A 16,231-nucleotide genomic window follows, 5' to 3' on the forward strand; every position below is an offset into this window, starting at 1 on the left:
ATTCATGCGTTTAAAATCGTTTTTTTCAAAAAAAATGTCTCAAAGCAGAATAAACGAAACATTAAATAGAAAATTTACATTTCCAGTATTGACGGGCTTTTCTCCCCTTAGCCTCTCGCTTCATTTAAAAAAATTGAAGATCTGCATGCATAAATAAGCAATTCCTGCCCCGATTAACGGGCCGACAGCCACACCTTTGAATAAGGCGACCGCAAGAATCGTCCCAAATACAAGAGCGGTGGTAATGTGCGGATCATGCGACAGCAGTGTAATCCCATTTTTTGCTATGAGCGCAACGGCTATTCCGGATGCAAGTGCAATCCAGGCATAAGGGGATTTTATCGCGTCTCCTAGTTCCTTGAAACCAATCGCCCCGTTTGCTATGGGAATGAGTACGGAGATCGTGATGATCGTGACACCCAGGTTGATTCCTTTCGCTTCCAGGTATGGAAACACTTTAGCGTCAAGGCCAATCAGTTTCATGCTTAAAAGAAAACCCGCAGCCATGATCAGTGAGGTATTTTTCCCAAACCAACCGATTGCAGCAAGTAGAATTAAAAAAACGACAGGACCGTTGATCATTATCCCTTCACCTTCTTCCTTCTGTTTTTTGTTATTTTAACATAACAAACTCCCTTGTTCTTGGGAGAAAAATGATTTAAGGAACGATGCATCTGCAGAAAAAATTCAAAACGAAAGATGAAAGAATCTTTCCTTTCTTTTCCATCATCGTTACAATTATAATACAAACTTAATGGTTGAAGGAGGATATGACTTGAATCCGGTATATATGTATCGTTTCATTCGTTCTTTACTGGTCGTCGGAGGGATAATTTTAGGCGGAATTGCCTTGTTTTATTTATCTAAATATACATATCCATTCATCATTGCCATGATCATCGCTTTCTTGATGAATCCCCTGGTCATTTTTTTCGAAAGGAAAGGGCGGCTGCCAAGGGGGTTGGCTGTATTCGTTTCCCTTTTACTCATTTTCCTTTTATTCGCGGGTCTTGTCACCTTACTGGTCACCGAGATCATTTCAGGCACCAATTACCTTGCCGGAGTCATCCCGAAACACATTGAAACCATCGTGGATTATATAGAAACATATATCGCTACCACCGTCATCCCTTTATATAATCAAATAGCTGCCATGTTCAATAATTTGGATACCGAACAGCAAGACACAATCCTCAAGAATATCCAAAATATCGGTGAATCCATCACGACGGGAGTAAGCGGCTTCATTCAAGCCTTCTTGAAGAACATCCCCACAATCATCGGATGGTTTCCAACTACAGCAACGGCACTCCTTTTTACTTTGCTTGGCACATTTTTCATCAGCAAAGATTGGGATACCTTCGGCCGCATGACCGGAAAAGTGTTGCCTGATAAGATTTTTGCAGGTGCAAAGCGATTATTCAGGGATTTAAAACGGGCTTTATTCGGGTTCATCCGGGCACAATTCACTCTTGTTTCATTGACGACTGTCACGATTTTAATCGGATTTCTCATTTTAGGGGTGAATTATTCAATTACCATTGCCCTGATATGCGGACTGGTCGATATCATTCCCTATTTAGGGACAGGTACGATTTTCATTCCTTGGATCATCTTTGAATTCATCGCCGGGAATACAAGTCTCGCAATCGGTTTATCCGTCCTGTACATAATCGTCGTTGTCCAGCGTCAGCTAATAGAGCCAAAAGTACTTTCATCCAGTATTGGTTTGGATCCGCTTGCCACTCTCATCGCCTTATTCATCGGATTCAAATTGATTGGTTTTCTAGGACTGATTGCAGGACCTGTCGTACTTGTCATATTCAATACACTTCAGCGTGCCAATGTCTTCAAGGCCATATGGACTTTCATCATCGGGGATACAAAGAAAACCACTTAAGTCAATCCAGACATCCATTAGCATTCACTCTTTTCCATTTAAAAATCCGCCTCGGGTACAAGGCGGATTTTTGGTTTTAAACTAGAATTATTTCGACGTCTCGAATTGTTCTGTTTCAGTAGATCCTGCAAGTGCTGTTGTGGATGATGTTCCACCAGAAACGACTTGTGCCACTTCATCAAAGTAACCCGTTCCCACTTCACGCTGATGACGTGTTGCTGTATAGCCGTCCGGCTCACTAGCGAATTCCGCTTGTTGAAGTTCAGAGTATGCAGCCATGCCGCGTTCTTTATAACCAAGAGCTAGGTTGAACATGCTATGATTCAATGAATGGAAGCCTGCAAGTGTAACGAATTGGAATTTATAACCCAATTTACCCAATTCCACTTGATAATTGGCAATCTCTTCATCACTTAATTTCGCTTTCCAGTTAAATGATGGGGAACAATTGTATGCAAGCAATTTTCCCGGGAACTCTGCATGGATGGCCTCGGCAAAGCGGCGAGCATCCGCTAGATTAGGTTCAGAAGTCTCACACCAGATAAGGTCGGCATATGGCGCATAAGCAAGGCCTCTTGCAATTGCTTGGTCAAGACCTGCATTCGTGCGGTAGAATCCCTCTGGAGTCCTTTCACCCGTGATGAATGGTGCATCGACCGGATCAATATCGTCGGTGATCAAATCTGCAGCATCAGCATCCGTACGGGCAATCAAGATGGTCGGTGTACCCATTACATCGGCTGCCAATCGGGCGGAAACTAAATTACGTACTGCCGTTTGGGTTGGAAGAAGGACTTTACCGCCTAGGTGACCGCATTTTTTCTCGGAAGAAAGCTGGTCTTCGAAGTGAACGCCAGCCGCTCCAGCTTCGATCATGCCTTTCATTAATTCGAAGACGTTAAGGGAACCGCCAAAACCTGCTTCAGCATCCGCCACGATTGGAGCGAACCAATCGATATCATTTTTCCCTTCAGCAAAGCTGATTTGGTCTGCACGCTGAAGTGTCTGATTAATGCGTTTAACAACTTGCGGCACGGAGTTGGCTGGATATAAACTTTGGTCAGGGTACATTTGCCCTGCGATGTTAGCATCTGCCGCCACTTGCCAGCCGCTTAAGTAGATTGCTTTTAAACCAGCTTTCACCTGCTGCATGGCTTGGTTACCGGTCAATGCTCCTAATGCATTGATGAAATCCTCTGTTTTTAAGAGATTCCATAGTTTTTCGGAACCGCGGCGTGCCAATGTTTGTTCAATATCGATGGAACCTCTCAGTTTAATGACTTCCTCGGCCGTATAAGGACGTTTAATACCAGTCCACCGTGAGTCATTTTCCCAGCTTTGTTGTAATTTTTGCGCTCTCTCATTCATCATCATTATTTCCTCCTAATTCATATTATATTTTTTTGAATATTAAGATAATTTTTCGTATGCCGCGCTAGTTAAGAAATCTGCAAAGTCATCGGCTTCAATCAATTGTTCAAATAGTTTAGTAGACTCTTCAAACTTTCCTGATTTGAAAGTTTCTTCCCCTACTTCCGATTTAATGACCGCCAATTCTTCTTCTTTGATTTGATGGAATAATTCCTCGGTTATTTTCCTGCCATCTTCGAGAATGCCTTTTGGATGACGGATCCATTGCCAGACTTGAGCCCTTGAAATTTCAGCGGTTGCAGCATCTTCCATTAAGTTATTGATAGGTGCCGCACCTCTGCCGCTTAACCATGAGGCGATATATTGGATGCCTACATTAATATTCGTCCTTAAGCCTGCCTCTGTGATCGTTCCTTCCGGTACAGCCAGCAACTCTTGTGCTGTTACATGGACATCTTCCCGTTTCCGGAAAATTTGATTCGGTTTTGGGACGAGCAGGTCAAAAACCTCTTTTGCCGTGCTTACCATACCTGGGTGGGCAACCCATGTTCCATCATGACCGTCTCTTGCTTCGCGTTCTTTATCTGCCTTAACTTTCGCAAAAGCCTCATCGTTCTTAACCGGGTCATTTTTAACGGGAATTTGCGCGGCCATCCCGCCAATTGCAGGAGCATTACGGCTGTGACATGTTTTGATTGCCAGTAAGGAATACGCCCTCATGTTCGGGACGGTCATCGTGACCTGCTGCCGATCTGGGAAAATGACATCATCCGAGTTACGGAATTTTTTCAGGAAACTAAAGATATAATCCCAGCGGCCACAGTTCAGGCCTGCCGAATGTTCTTTCAGCTCGTACAGAATTTCGTCCATTTCGAATGCAGCAAGAATTGTTTCTATCAAGACCGTTGCCTTGATGGTTCCTTGCGGGATTCTCAAATCGTTCTGGGCATATACGAATATTTCATTCCATAATCTAGCTTCGAGATGGCTTTCCATTTTCGGTAAGTAAAAGTATGGACCGCTTTGTTTTTCGACCAATGCTTTTGCGTTGTGGTAAAAGTACAGTCCAAAGTCAAAAATGCTGGCTGATATAGGCTGTCCATCCAAAAGGACATGTTTTTCCTCCAAATGCCAGCCGCGTGGCCTTACCTTTAGCACAGCTGTTCTTTCATTTAATTCATACACTTTGCCATTTGGATTTTTAAATGATATGGTTCCGCGGATTGCATCGCGCAGATTCAATTGGCCATCGATGCAATTCTCCCAAGTGGGTGAATTGGCATCTTCAAAGTCCGCCATGAATACATTGGCACCTGAGTTCATGGCATTTATGATCATTTTACGATCAACAGGTCCAGTGATTTCAACCCTGCGATCCTGCAAATCATTCGGGAGGTGCGCAATCGTCCAATCACTTTCACGAATATGCTTCGTTTCTACAAGGAAATCAGGAAGCTTGCCTTGATTCAGTTCTTCCTGAACGCTTTTCCGCCGTTCTAGAAGTTCTGCCCTTCTTCCACTAAAATGCCGTTCCATTCTTTCGATGAATTGAAGAGCTTCCGTTGTAAGTATTTGTTCATATCCTGGCTTAATGTTGCCTGTAATCTGTAAGCCTTTTGCTTCCGTAATCATGTTGCCTCTCCACATCCTTTCCAACTCTTTTATGTTATAATACAGATGTTTTATTTCCTGTTTGTATTATATAACACGTTGTATAAATTTGTCACCAGTTTTTTCTAAAAAATCTAAAAAAATTTGGAAAAGCCTTATTTACCAATGTTTCCAAGGGTTAATCATTTAAAAATCCTGTTATTATACACATTTCATTCTCGTGGGAATCATCATTCAATGGTGAAACAGGGAGCCATTTGTAAAGCAAAAAAGCACCCCATAAAAAAACGGGATGCTGTTGCGGATCTTTTTCAAAGACCAAAAAGGCTGCCTAAAAGCTTACGCCTTTAGACAGCCTTATATTTATTTATGCCGAATAATGGTAACTTTCCCTTTATTCATCCTGTTCATGATAAACCGGATAACAATCGGTTTGAGGAGATTCCGGGTTGGCGGAAACACAAGGATCAATCCCATGATATCCGAGATGAGCCCAGGGGACAGCAACAGTGCAGCTCCGATAAAGATACAGATTCCATCAATGATTTCATTTCCTGGCATCATTCCGTAACGAATCTGTTCCTGTGCCTTTTTCCACGTTTCCATCCCTTGCCGTTTAGCCAAATAGGCTCCGATCAAACCTGTGGCTACAATCAGGAACAGTGTTGGCCAAAAACCAATCAGATTGCCTGACAGCAAAAGGACAATTATTTCAACGACCGGCATCGCAATGATAAACATTAAAAAATATTTCATCTTCATTCCTCCTGCACAGCCCATTTCTGGTGCGGTACATCCATCTTACCTCATTGGCAGGGAATCAGCCAAAATTTCGTTTTACAGAACGTTTGCATGTCCATCATAAATGACTCCACGACCTGCATCGACCGTTATTCTTTGACCATCCGTGAAAACCTTGGTTGCGTCCTCCGCCCCAACGATGACCGGTATGCCCAATGTGACTCCTACAACAGCTGCATGGCTTGTCAAACCACCTTCTTCCGTAATCAATGCCGCACACTTTTCAATTGCCGGCATCATTTCGCGGTCAGAACCGATTGTAACCAATACAGAGCCTTCCTTCACTTTTTCCAAAGCTTCCTTGGCATTCTTAGCGATAACCACTTCACCTTTCGCTGATTTCCTGCCGATTCCTTGAGCCTTCAAAAGAACCTCTCCTAACACATGAATTTTCATCAAGTTAGTCGTACCTGTTTCACCTACAGGCACACCGGCTGTAATGACGACTAAATCCCCATGGGAAACCAAGCCAGAATGCAGGCTTTCATCTATTGCGGTTTGAAGCATTTCATCGGTAGTCGTCGCTTTTGGACCAATCTGCGGATAGACTCCCCATGCCAAAGCAAGCCTTCTTGAAACATGATCATTGGATGTAACCGCAATGATCGGTGCTTTAGGGCGGTATTTGGAAATCATCCTTGCCGTATGACCGCTTTCTGTAGGCGTGATGATTGCCCCGGCATTAAGATTAAGCGCAGTGTGGGCAACGGATTGACCAATAGCATCCGTGACATTATGACGGTTCACTTTGCTTCTGACTGATAATATATCCCGATAATCAAGGGCAGTTTCAGCACGTGAAGCAATGTTATGCATCGTTTGCACCGCTTCGACAGGGTAGGTTCCAGCAGCTGTTTCGCCAGAAAGCATGATTGCATCCGTTCCATCAAATATGGCATTGGCCACGTCACTTGCTTCTGCACGGGTCGGCCTTGGATTACGCTGCATCGAATCGAGCATTTGTGTAGCCGTTATGACTGGTTTCCCGGCATTATTACATTTTTTGATCATTTGTTTTTGGACTAATGGCACTTCTTCTGCAGGAATTTCCACTCCCAAGTCTCCACGTGCCACCATCAAGCCATCTGAAACTTCCAAGATCTCATCAAGACGGTCCACGCCCTCTTGATTTTCGATTTTAGGGATGATTTGAATATGTTCCGCACCATTTTGCTGCAATAATTCACTTATTTCAAGCACATCGGAAGCCCTGCGTACAAATGAGGCAGCAATGAAGTCGATACCCTGTTCGATCCCAAAAAGGATATCCTGTTCATCTTTCTCCGTTATGCCGGGCAGGTTAACCGAAACTCCTGGAACATTGACGCCTTTTTTGTTCTTAAGTGTACCGCTATTCAAGATTTTCGTATGGATTTCTTTTCTGACCTCATCAATCTTCAACACTTCAAGCCCGATCAATCCATCATCCAAAAGGATTTTAGATCCTAGGTGAACATCATGCAGAAGCCCTTCATAGGTAATGGAGAATTTTTCAGGTGTTCCCAGGACTTCATTCATGGAAATAATGACTTCATTGCCGGCTACAAGCTCCATAGAATCATTTTCCATATTATTTGTCCGTATTTCAGGTCCTTTTGTATCCAACAGGATGGCAACCTGTTTACCCGTTTTTTCGCTCGCTTCTCTGATATTGCGGATTCTAGCGGCGTGTTCTTCATGATTTCCATGAGAAAAGTTAAGCCGTGCTACATTCATTCCCGCCTCTATTAATTGAACCAGTTTTTCTATACTTTCACTTGCGGGGCCAATCGTACAAACAATCTTGGTTTTACGCATAGTGTCATCCTCCTTTAAGGAAAACTCGCCGCCTGTCCACTTCTTGAAGACAAGGGGCGCAGTGTTTTATGTCTTCTTTTAAATACCCATTACTAAAAAGCGATTCCAATCGGTCAATAATGATTAAATGGATAGCTCAGCGGATAATTCATACATTTTCTTGTCAATTGTATGCGGTTTGGCAAGAGCTTCGATGATATCATAATCAACAAGTTGATTTTGTTCGATTCCGACAGCCCTGCCCCCTTTTCCTTCAAGAAGCAATTCAACGGCTCTTGCCCCAAGCCGGCTTGCCAATACCCGGTCATTTGCAGAGGGAGATCCTCCGCGCTGAACATGGCCCAGGACAGTTACACGGGTTTCAATTCCTGCTTTCGCCTCAATACTCCTGGAGATATCAACGGCACTTCCAACACCTTCGGCTACTATGATGATACTGTGCTTTTTCCCTCGGTCATGTCCGCGGTTCAGCTTTCCAATCAAATCATCTATCTCATATTCATATTCAGGACAAAGAATCGTTTCAGCTCCGCCAGCCAATCCAGCCCAAAGCGCAATATCGCCGGCATCTCTTCCCATCACTTCAACCACATAAGTCCTTTCATGAGAAGTAGCCGTATCCCGAATTTTATCGATAGCATCGATGACTGTATTCAGGGCCGTATCGAAACCAATCGTAAAGTCCGTACCCGGTATGTCATTATCAATCGTTCCAGGAACCCCGATACAAGGGAAACCCCTTTCCGTTAAAGCTCTCGCCCCGCGGTAAGAACCATCGCCACCAATTATGACAATGCCCTCGATACCATGTTTATTCAATTGTTCAATCGCTTTCAGCTGGCCTTCCTCCGTCTTAAATTCCGGACAGCGAGCAGTATGTAACATCGTGCCGCCTCTATGAATGATATCCCCGACCGACCCAAGTTCAAGCTTCTTTATATTGCCATTTATCAGACCCTGATAGCCATGATAAATACCGAAGACCTCCATTTCATGAAAAATTGCTTTCCGGACAACTGCTCGGACTGCCGCATTCATTCCTGGAGAATCTCCTCCACTTGTCAATACACCTATTCTTTTCATAAATGTCACCTCTCTACAGCACTAATCATTTTAAGCTTCGCTATATCATTGTACCCTTTTTCAAGCTTCAATAAGCAGTAACTGTCTCACTTATGCATACTTGATGTTATAAGCCTAACCGATTCTCTTCAGAAATTGAAGTAAAATGGTGTGAAACTTTACATTCTACACACAAACCATATTCTTTACTCGTTTCGGTAATGAATACATATGCGCGAATGAAAGGATGAAAAAACGTGTTGCCCCAGGCAGCACGTTTTTCCTTTTCCAAAATGTGTTTATGAATGCTGTTCCACTTCCTTAGGTTCGCCCTCAGGTTGTTGTTTTGCAAATTCATATTCACCGATTTTCTTGAATTTCATATAACGCTGGTTGATAAGATCATCACTATTCAATGGCAACAGTTCATTGAATGAACGTTTCAGGATTTCCTTGATGGCTTCTGCCTGTAAATTCGAATCCCGATGGGCGCCGCCCCTCACTTCAGGAATGATCTCATCGATGACTCCTAAGCGGTTTAAGTCGGGAGCCGTGATTTTCATCGTTTCCGCAGCCCTCTTAGCCTGAGAGGCATCCTTCCACAGCAAGGCTGCAGCCCCTTCAGGGGAAATCACGGAATATGTTGAGTTCTCAAGCATGAAAATTCGGTCTCCGACGCCAAGTGCCAATGCACCGCCGCTTCCGCCTTCACCTATGACAATACTGATGACCGGCACCTTCAGCCCTGCCATTTCGAAAAGGTTTTTCGCAATGGCTTCACTTTGCCCGCGCTCTTCAGCAGCTTTACCAGGGAAAGCTCCCTTCGTATCAATGAAACAAATAATCGGCCTGTTGAATTTTTCAGCCTGTTTCATCAGACGCAAAGCTTTTCGATAGCCTTCAGGATGAGGCATGCCGAAGTTACGACGGATGTTTTCCTTCGTATCCTTCCCGCGTTGATGACCGATGACAGTCACGGCAAGTCCATTAAATTCTGCGATTCCAGAAACAATCGCTTCATCATCCCCATAATAACGATCACCATGAAACTCGATGAAGTCATTGAATAACAGCGGAATGTAATCAAGCGTCGTCGGACGGGCTGGATGCCGGGCAATCTGAACTCGATCCCATGGTTTAAGATGGTTGTAGATATCCACTTCCAGCTTCTCTAAACGCTTTTCCAATGTTTCGATTTCTGCTGTAAGGTCTACATCAGCATCCTTCGAAATTGTCTTTAGCTCTTTAATTTTATTTCTCAGGTCCGTAATGGGACGCTCGAACTCTAATTCGTAAATCATAACCACTCACCGCCCGGGGCATGGATTTTAAGGATCGTCGTCAAGGTTTCCTTCATTTCCGTACGTTTGACGACCGCATCCAATTGACCGTGCTTCAACAAGAATTCAGCCGTTTGGAAATCTTCAGGAAGCTCTTCACGAATCGTCTGCTCAATGATTCTTCGTCCCGCAAATCCAATAAGGGCTCCAGGTTCGGCTAAATTAATATCGCCAAGTGACGCGAAACTTGCCGAAACCCCGCCTGTGGTAGGATGGGTCATCATTGATATGATCAGTCCGCCTTCATTGCTGAATATCTTGAGTGCTGCACTTGTCTTTGCCATCTGCATCAAGCTCAAAACACCCTCCTGCATCCGGGCGCCGCCTGATGCCGTAAATATGATGAACGGAATCTTCAATTCACCAGCACGTTCAATGGCACGGGTAATTTTTTCGCCAACAACGGATCCCATGCTTCCCATCCGGAAATTCGAATCCATGATGGCAGTTGAAACTTGGTACCCATTGATGCTTCCGACTCCTGTGACAACCGCCTCATTAATCTTGGCTTTCTTTCTATCTTTTTCCAATTTTTCCAAGTAATCCGGAAAATCAAGCGGGTTAACGGAAATCATTTCTTTATCAAATTCATTAAAAGTGCCTTCGTCGAATAAAAATTCGATGCGCTCATGGGAAGACATCGGATGATGGTACCCGCAATGCAGACAGACTTTCTTATTTTTCACCAATTCTTTTGTATACATGATTTTTTTACAGCCGGTGCACTTTGTCATGATTCCTTCTGGTACATCTTGTTTCTCCCGATCAAAAGGAACCGTTGCATATTTCTTCTTAGACTTCGCAAATAGCTCTTTAAGCAAGCTTAATCCTCCCTTTACCACCAATTATCTATTTTATGATACTTGGTACAAACTATATCAGAAATAAAATTAGTATCGTGTAAAAAGGTGTCATTCGCCCTTCGACATATTTCTAATTCTAATAAGATACGTTTCGATGGCTTTTTCTTCATCACGTTCGAGCAAATATGTAAGAAGTGCCAGATAATCTTCTTTTTTCACATTACCCTGTACCATCTCTGATGTTCTAGCATAGCTGTTGACAATGCGCCAAATTCTTTCCAGCAATCGATTGCGATTCATAATGGCAATTCTTAAAAAGAAATCATCATCATGAAACTTATCCGCTTTGACCCAGGCCATTAATCTTTTGATATCCTCAGCCGTAGCGAAAAAAGCGACGATCCGCAAACAGTCAATTTCAATCAGCCTTTTCGTCTCAGCCAAATCTTCTTGTACTTTTTTATCTTGCAAAAAAAAGGTTCCCAGAAGCTCGACTAGCTTATGCTCCTGGAAATCCCTAATAAACGTCCCTTCACCACGCCTTGTTTCTATTAAACCTAATAGCTCTAAGGCACGCAATGCTTCACGGACAGAGGAACGCCCAACATTAAAACGATCCGATAACTCCCGTTCTGATGGGATTTTATCTCCCGGCAGGAGGCTGTCCGCTTCAATCATGCTACGTAGGCTCTCAACGACATCGAGATAAATTTTGGATGAAGAAGTACGACCTGCCAAATTAATTATTCCTCACTTTTTCCAATGATCGCTAATTTCTTTGTTTTTTCTTTAATTACCTCTGGATCTACATTGATTCTAGCTACTCCAGTTTCCATCGCTGCCTTGGCAACAGCAGCCGCAACGGCAGGTGCCACCCTCTCATCAAATGGAGCAGGGATCACGTAGTCTTCGTTCAACTCATGCTCCTGTATTAATCCAGCAATGGCTTTTACTGCAGCGACCTTCATTTTTTCATTGATATGAGTCGCACGTACATCCAAGGCACCACGGAAAATCCCTGGGAAAGCAAGGACGTTATTGACCTGATTCGGGAAATCCGAACGGCCAGTTCCAACAACCTTGGCACCCGCTGCTTTTGCATCTTCCGGCATGATTTCCGGATCTGGATTAGCCATCGCGAAAATGATCGCATCCCGATTCATCGAAGAAACCATTTCTTTTGTCAATGCACCTGCGGCAGAAACACCTATAAATACATCAGCGTTTTCAATGACAGATTCCAAAGGTCCTGAAACCTTATTTCGATTGGTCACTTTCGCCACTTGTTCTTTTGTATCATTCATACCTGTCGAACGGCCCTCATAAATGGCACCCTTCGTATCACACATGATGATGTCGCGAACTCCATAGCTATAAAGCAATTTAATGATGGCAATGCCCGCAGCGCCTGCGCCATTCGCTACCACTTTAATTTCTGACATTGATTTATTCACCAGTCGTAACGCGTTCACAAGACCGGCAACAGTAACAATGGCTGTACCGTGCTGATCATCATGGAAAACAGGAATATTCATTTCTTTCTTGAGTCGTTCTTCAATTTCAAAACAATTTGGTGCGGCTATGTCTTCTAAGTTCACTCCACCGAAAGTCGGTTCGAGTAATTTAACGGTCTCTACAATTTTGTCCACATCCGTCGTTTTTAAACAAATCGGGAAAGCGTCCACTCCGGCGAAACTTTTAAATAAAACGGCTTTTCCTTCCATGACCGGCATAGCAGCTTCCGGACCGATGTTTCCAAGTCCCAAAACAGCCGTTCCATCAGAAATGACGGCAACAGTATTCCCCTTCATTGTATAGTCATAAACGGTTTCCGGCTTATCGTAAATATCTTTACACGGTTCTGCGACACCAGGAGAATAAGCCAGGCTCAAATCTACTGCGTTCCTAACCGGCACTTTCGAAACTGTTTCTAATTTTCCTTGATTCAAGCGGTGCATATGTAACGCTTCTTCTCTTAATGTCATAGTTTCACTCCTAAAACAAATTGGGTAACCCATTATCTTATATGCTGAAATCTAGTGGTCAGACCACAGCGGCCTGTTTTCAATATAACATAACTATTAAAGTTGTAAAACAGTTATTCTTTCTTGTAAACCACATTCCCTTTTCCCACCAAGTCAAATAATGCCTGCATCAATCTATCTGTAGGATTGACCCAATCCCAATAAGATAGCTGTACATAGCGGTTTTCCCTCTCGTAAAAAAGCATGACCTTGGTTTCACCGCTATGCTGCATTAAAATTTTTTTTATTTTTTGCAGTGTATCCTTCGTTTGCTTGCCAGCCTCAATTTTCAGGAATATCGTTCCGTTTTTTTCCTCTTTCATCTGCTTCACTTTTTCAAGCGGGTACACGTTCCGGATCAGGAGCTGGGTTTTTCCATCCCGCTCTTCCAATGTCCCTTGCAGCATAACGAGTTGTCCATGATTCAAGTCGGCAGAGTGGTTTTTATAAACATTTGGAAAAACGACCGCTTCAATATCCCCCTCTTCATCACTGACGCTCAAGAAAGCCATCACATCGCCCTTTTTTGTCCTTATGGTTTTAACCGAGGTGATGTAAGCGCCAAGTAAGACTTTCGATTCCTTTTTATTAATAGCTTCATCTATTGTCAAACAGCCGAAGTGCTGAAAAAGTTCTCTGTAGCTTGTCACAGGATGATTCGATAGATAAAGCCCCAATGCGCTTTTTTCCAACGAGAGTTTGTCCTCGATTGGGATAGGATCGACCCGGTGGTATTTCGGTTTGAGTGAAAACTCGCCATCCGAAAACATATCGAATAGGTCATCATCCGGATTAACCAATTCCGTATGATTGATCGCTACGTCCAAGCTCGCCAACAATGTTGCCCGGTCTTCACCGAATTCATCAAATGCACCTGAATGGACAAGCGCTTCCAACACTTTTCTATTTACGATTTTCCCCGAAACGCGCAAACAGAAATCGAATAAATCAGCGAACTTCTTCTGACGCCTCGCAGCAAAGATATCTTTTAGGACCGTCCCGCCTATCCCTTTTATGGCTCCAAGGCTATAACGGATCCCTTCCTTTTCCGGTAAAAACGGGTAACCGCTCCGGTTAATCGAGGGGGGCAGAACCGCTATCCCTTTCTTCTTTGCTTCTCGGATATATTGCGAAATCTTTTCATCATTCCCGACAACCGATGTCAAAAGTGCTGCCATGAAATATTCCGGATGGTGGGTTTTCAAGTAACCCAGCTGATAAGCGATGAAACTATACGCCACCGCATGACTTCGGTTGAATCCATAGTTAGCGAAGCGGACAATCAAGGAATAAATCTCATCTGCCGTTTTTTCGGAGTATCCTTGTTTCAATGCGCCGCTCACGAAATGCTGCCGCTCTTGATCCAGAACATCCTTCTTCTTCTTCGAAACGGCACGTCGGAGCAGGTCAGCCTCCCCTAATGAAAACCCTGCTAAGCGGGAGGCGATTTGCATGATTTGTTCTTGATAAACGATGACCCCGTATGTAGGCTCGAGGATATCCTTCAAATCCTCGTGCAGGTAATCAATCGGAGCAAGTCCATGCTTTCGCTCGATGAACAGCGGTATATTTTCCATCGGACCTGGACGATATAGGGCATTGACCGCGACGATATCCTCGAATCGGTTCGGTTTCAGCTTGATCAAAACCTTTCGGATGCCATCCGATTCAAATTGGAACACTCCGGTTGTTTCGCCTCTGCCTAAAAGGGCCAGCGTCTCAGGGTCATCCATCGGAATATGGGACAAGTCGAGCTTTTTCCCCGTTCCCTTTTTAATGTTATTTATAATATTATCGATGAGCGTTAAATTGCGGAGTCCAAGAAAATCCATTTTTAGAAGTCCCAGTTCTTCGAGAAGGTCCATTGGATATTGAGTCAGGTGGATGCCCTCATGCCCTCCCTGAATCGGTATATGTTCGGTCAGTGCCTGGTCACTGATGACGACGCCGGCGGCATGTGTCGAAGCATGGCGAGGCAGCCCTTCAAGCAATAACGCGGTTTGAAATAGTTTTTGATTCAGGTCACTCTCATTAACGAATTCCCTAAGCCTTTTCGATTCCTTGAAAGCCTCGGGAAGCGTGATGCCCAGACGGCCTGGAATCATTTTCGATACCGCTTCCTGTTCCTTTGAATTCAGTCCGAAAACACGTCCTGTGTCCCTTAACGCAGCCTTGGCAGCCAATGTTCCGAATGTAATGATCTGTGCTACATGAAGTTCCCCGTACTTCTTCGCGACATAGGCAATCACTTCTTCACGGCGGTTATCCGGAAAGTCAATGTCGATATCGGGCATCGAGACACGTTCCGGATTCAGGAAACGCTCGAATAGCAAGGAATGTTCGATTGGATCGACATCCGTGATCGACAGCACATAAGCGACCATCGACCCTGCGGCCGACCCCCTTCCTGGACCAGTCAGGATTTGATGGTCCTTAGCGAATTTCATGAAGTCCCAAACGATTAAAAAGTAATCGCTGAATTTCATCTTGGTGATGATATCCAATTCATATCGCAGGCGCTCTTCATATTGAATGGATGGTTCCGGCACTCTTTTCTTCAGCCCTTGGAAGCAGATGGCTTCGAGCATTTCCTCGGCTGTGGCTCCATCCTCAGTAGGGTACTTAGGCAGAAGTGAACGATGAAATGGAATGTCCAGATTGCATTGCTCGGCAATATGCAGTGTATTTTCGAGTGCATCCGGCCTGTCATGGAATAGTTCTGCCATCTGAGCACGGCTTTTCAAATAAAATTGATCGGAATCAAGAACCGTATGCGTCTCATCCGCAAGCTTGTCGCCATTTCCGATTGCCAATAAGACTTCATGAGCGAGTGCATCGCTTTCGTTCAAATAATAGACTGGATTCGTCGCGACAATCTTTATCTCTAAATCTCTCGCCAACTGACTTATGGCTTCGTTACCTTTTTCCTCATCCGCAATCGACAGTCTCTGTATGGATACATAAAAGTTATCATGACCAAAAATTTGCAGAAATCGCCCTGCTGCCTGTTTGGCTTCTTCAGGGTTTTCTTCTCTCAATAGCGTTTCTATTTGCCCCTCTGCACCTGGTGTGATTGCAATCAAGCCCCCGGAATAGGCTTTAAGCCAATTCATTGGAATGCCTGACGGGGATTTCGTTTTTATGGCACTGCTTATTTTAAGCAGGTTTTGATATCCTTGCAGACTCTTTGCCAATAAAAGAAGTCCATGTGGAGATTCCCGTTCATCAAGGACATCCGCAAGTATGCCGATGATCGGCTTAATGCCCTGCTTCTTGCATTCTTTATAAAAATAGACCGAACCGTACATAACATTTCGATCGGTTAAGGCAAGACTTGTACAGCCATCCGCTTTCGCTTTGGCCACAAGTTCAGTGATCTTCACCGTACTTGTCAGCAGGCTGTATCCGCTCTGAATATGGAGATGAGTATACACGTTTTTTTCTCCCACCTTTGTAAGGCATGTTTCTTTTCATTATAGTGTTTATTTCAAAAAAAGAAAATATGTTCTCATTACCAATGCA

Annotated in this window: 12 protein-coding genes; 1 reads left to right on the forward strand and 11 read right to left on the reverse strand. The window is 43.9% G+C overall.

What is annotated here, in order from left to right; genetic code table 11:
- Positions 1 to 120: 120 nt before the first annotated feature.
- The gene (locus tag MHB45_RS16620; RefSeq protein WP_034309113.1) at positions 121 to 582 is read right to left on the reverse strand and encodes a DUF441 domain-containing protein; all 462 of its coding nucleotides are present in this window, start codon (positions 580 to 582) and stop codon (positions 121 to 123) included.
- A 193-nt stretch (positions 583 to 775) separates the two neighbouring features.
- Between MHB45_RS16620 and ytvI the strand changes: the two genes are divergently transcribed.
- The gene (gene ytvI, locus MHB45_RS16625) at positions 776 to 1,900 is read left to right on the forward strand and encodes a sporulation integral membrane protein YtvI (protein WP_048681137.1); all 1,125 of its coding nucleotides are present in this window, start codon (positions 776 to 778) and stop codon (positions 1,898 to 1,900) included.
- Positions 1,901 to 1,987: 87 nt separating this feature from the next.
- On the opposite strand, the gene aceA is transcribed toward ytvI, so the two are convergent.
- The 10 genes from aceA to dnaE form a co-directional block, all read right to left on the reverse strand.
- On the reverse strand, positions 1,988 to 3,271 hold the full coding sequence (gene aceA, locus MHB45_RS16630) for an isocitrate lyase (RefSeq protein ID WP_034309118.1): 1,284 nt from the start codon (positions 3,269 to 3,271) through the stop codon (positions 1,988 to 1,990).
- Between the two features lie 39 nt (positions 3,272 to 3,310).
- Positions 3,311 to 4,903, reverse strand: coding sequence for a malate synthase A (aceB, locus tag MHB45_RS16635; protein WP_161922280.1), 1,593 nt, complete (start codon positions 4,901 to 4,903; stop codon positions 3,311 to 3,313).
- 342 nt (positions 4,904 to 5,245) lie between these two features.
- Entirely contained in the window at positions 5,246 to 5,638 is a 393-nt protein-coding gene (locus MHB45_RS16640; protein ID WP_034309123.1) for an FxsA family protein, read from the reverse strand.
- 81 nt (positions 5,639 to 5,719) lie between these two features.
- Positions 5,720 to 7,480 carry a pyruvate kinase gene (gene pyk / locus MHB45_RS16645; RefSeq protein ID WP_063594385.1) on the reverse strand — a complete coding sequence of 587 codons (1,761 nt, stop codon included), beginning with the start codon at positions 7,478 to 7,480 and terminating at the stop codon, positions 5,720 to 5,722.
- Between the two features lie 123 nt (positions 7,481 to 7,603).
- On the reverse strand, positions 7,604 to 8,563 hold the full coding sequence (gene pfkA, locus MHB45_RS16650; protein ID WP_048681124.1) for a 6-phosphofructokinase: 960 nt from the start codon (positions 8,561 to 8,563) through the stop codon (positions 7,604 to 7,606).
- A 278-nt stretch (positions 8,564 to 8,841) separates the two neighbouring features.
- Positions 8,842 to 9,843 carry an acetyl-CoA carboxylase carboxyl transferase subunit alpha gene (accA, locus tag MHB45_RS16655; RefSeq protein ID WP_053535914.1) on the reverse strand — a complete coding sequence of 334 codons (1,002 nt, stop codon included), beginning with the start codon at positions 9,841 to 9,843 and terminating at the stop codon, positions 8,842 to 8,844.
- Positions 9,840 to 10,703, reverse strand: a complete 864-nt coding sequence (gene accD / locus MHB45_RS16660) for an acetyl-CoA carboxylase, carboxyltransferase subunit beta (RefSeq protein WP_048681116.1) — start codon at positions 10,701 to 10,703, stop codon at positions 9,840 to 9,842. The genes accA and accD overlap by 4 nt, the downstream gene beginning before the upstream one ends.
- A gap of 90 nt (positions 10,704 to 10,793) precedes the next feature.
- Positions 10,794 to 11,423 (reverse strand): FadR/GntR family transcriptional regulator, encoded by a 630-nt coding sequence (locus MHB45_RS16665; protein ID WP_105718762.1) that lies wholly within the window; start codon positions 11,421 to 11,423, stop codon positions 10,794 to 10,796.
- A 5-nt stretch (positions 11,424 to 11,428) separates the two neighbouring features.
- Entirely contained in the window at positions 11,429 to 12,670 is a 1,242-nt protein-coding gene (locus MHB45_RS16670; protein ID WP_048681112.1) for an NAD(P)-dependent malic enzyme, read from the reverse strand.
- Positions 12,671 to 12,783: 113 nt separating this feature from the next.
- Positions 12,784 to 16,143 carry a DNA polymerase III subunit alpha gene (dnaE, locus tag MHB45_RS16675; RefSeq protein WP_260088768.1) on the reverse strand — a complete coding sequence of 1,120 codons (3,360 nt, stop codon included), beginning with the start codon at positions 16,141 to 16,143 and terminating at the stop codon, positions 12,784 to 12,786.
- Positions 16,144 to 16,231 lie beyond the last annotated feature (88 nt).

The sequence above is a fragment of the Peribacillus sp. FSL K6-5616 genome, assembly GCF_038008245.1.
GTDB lineage: Bacteria > Bacillota > Bacilli > Bacillales > DSM-1321 > Peribacillus > Peribacillus frigoritolerans.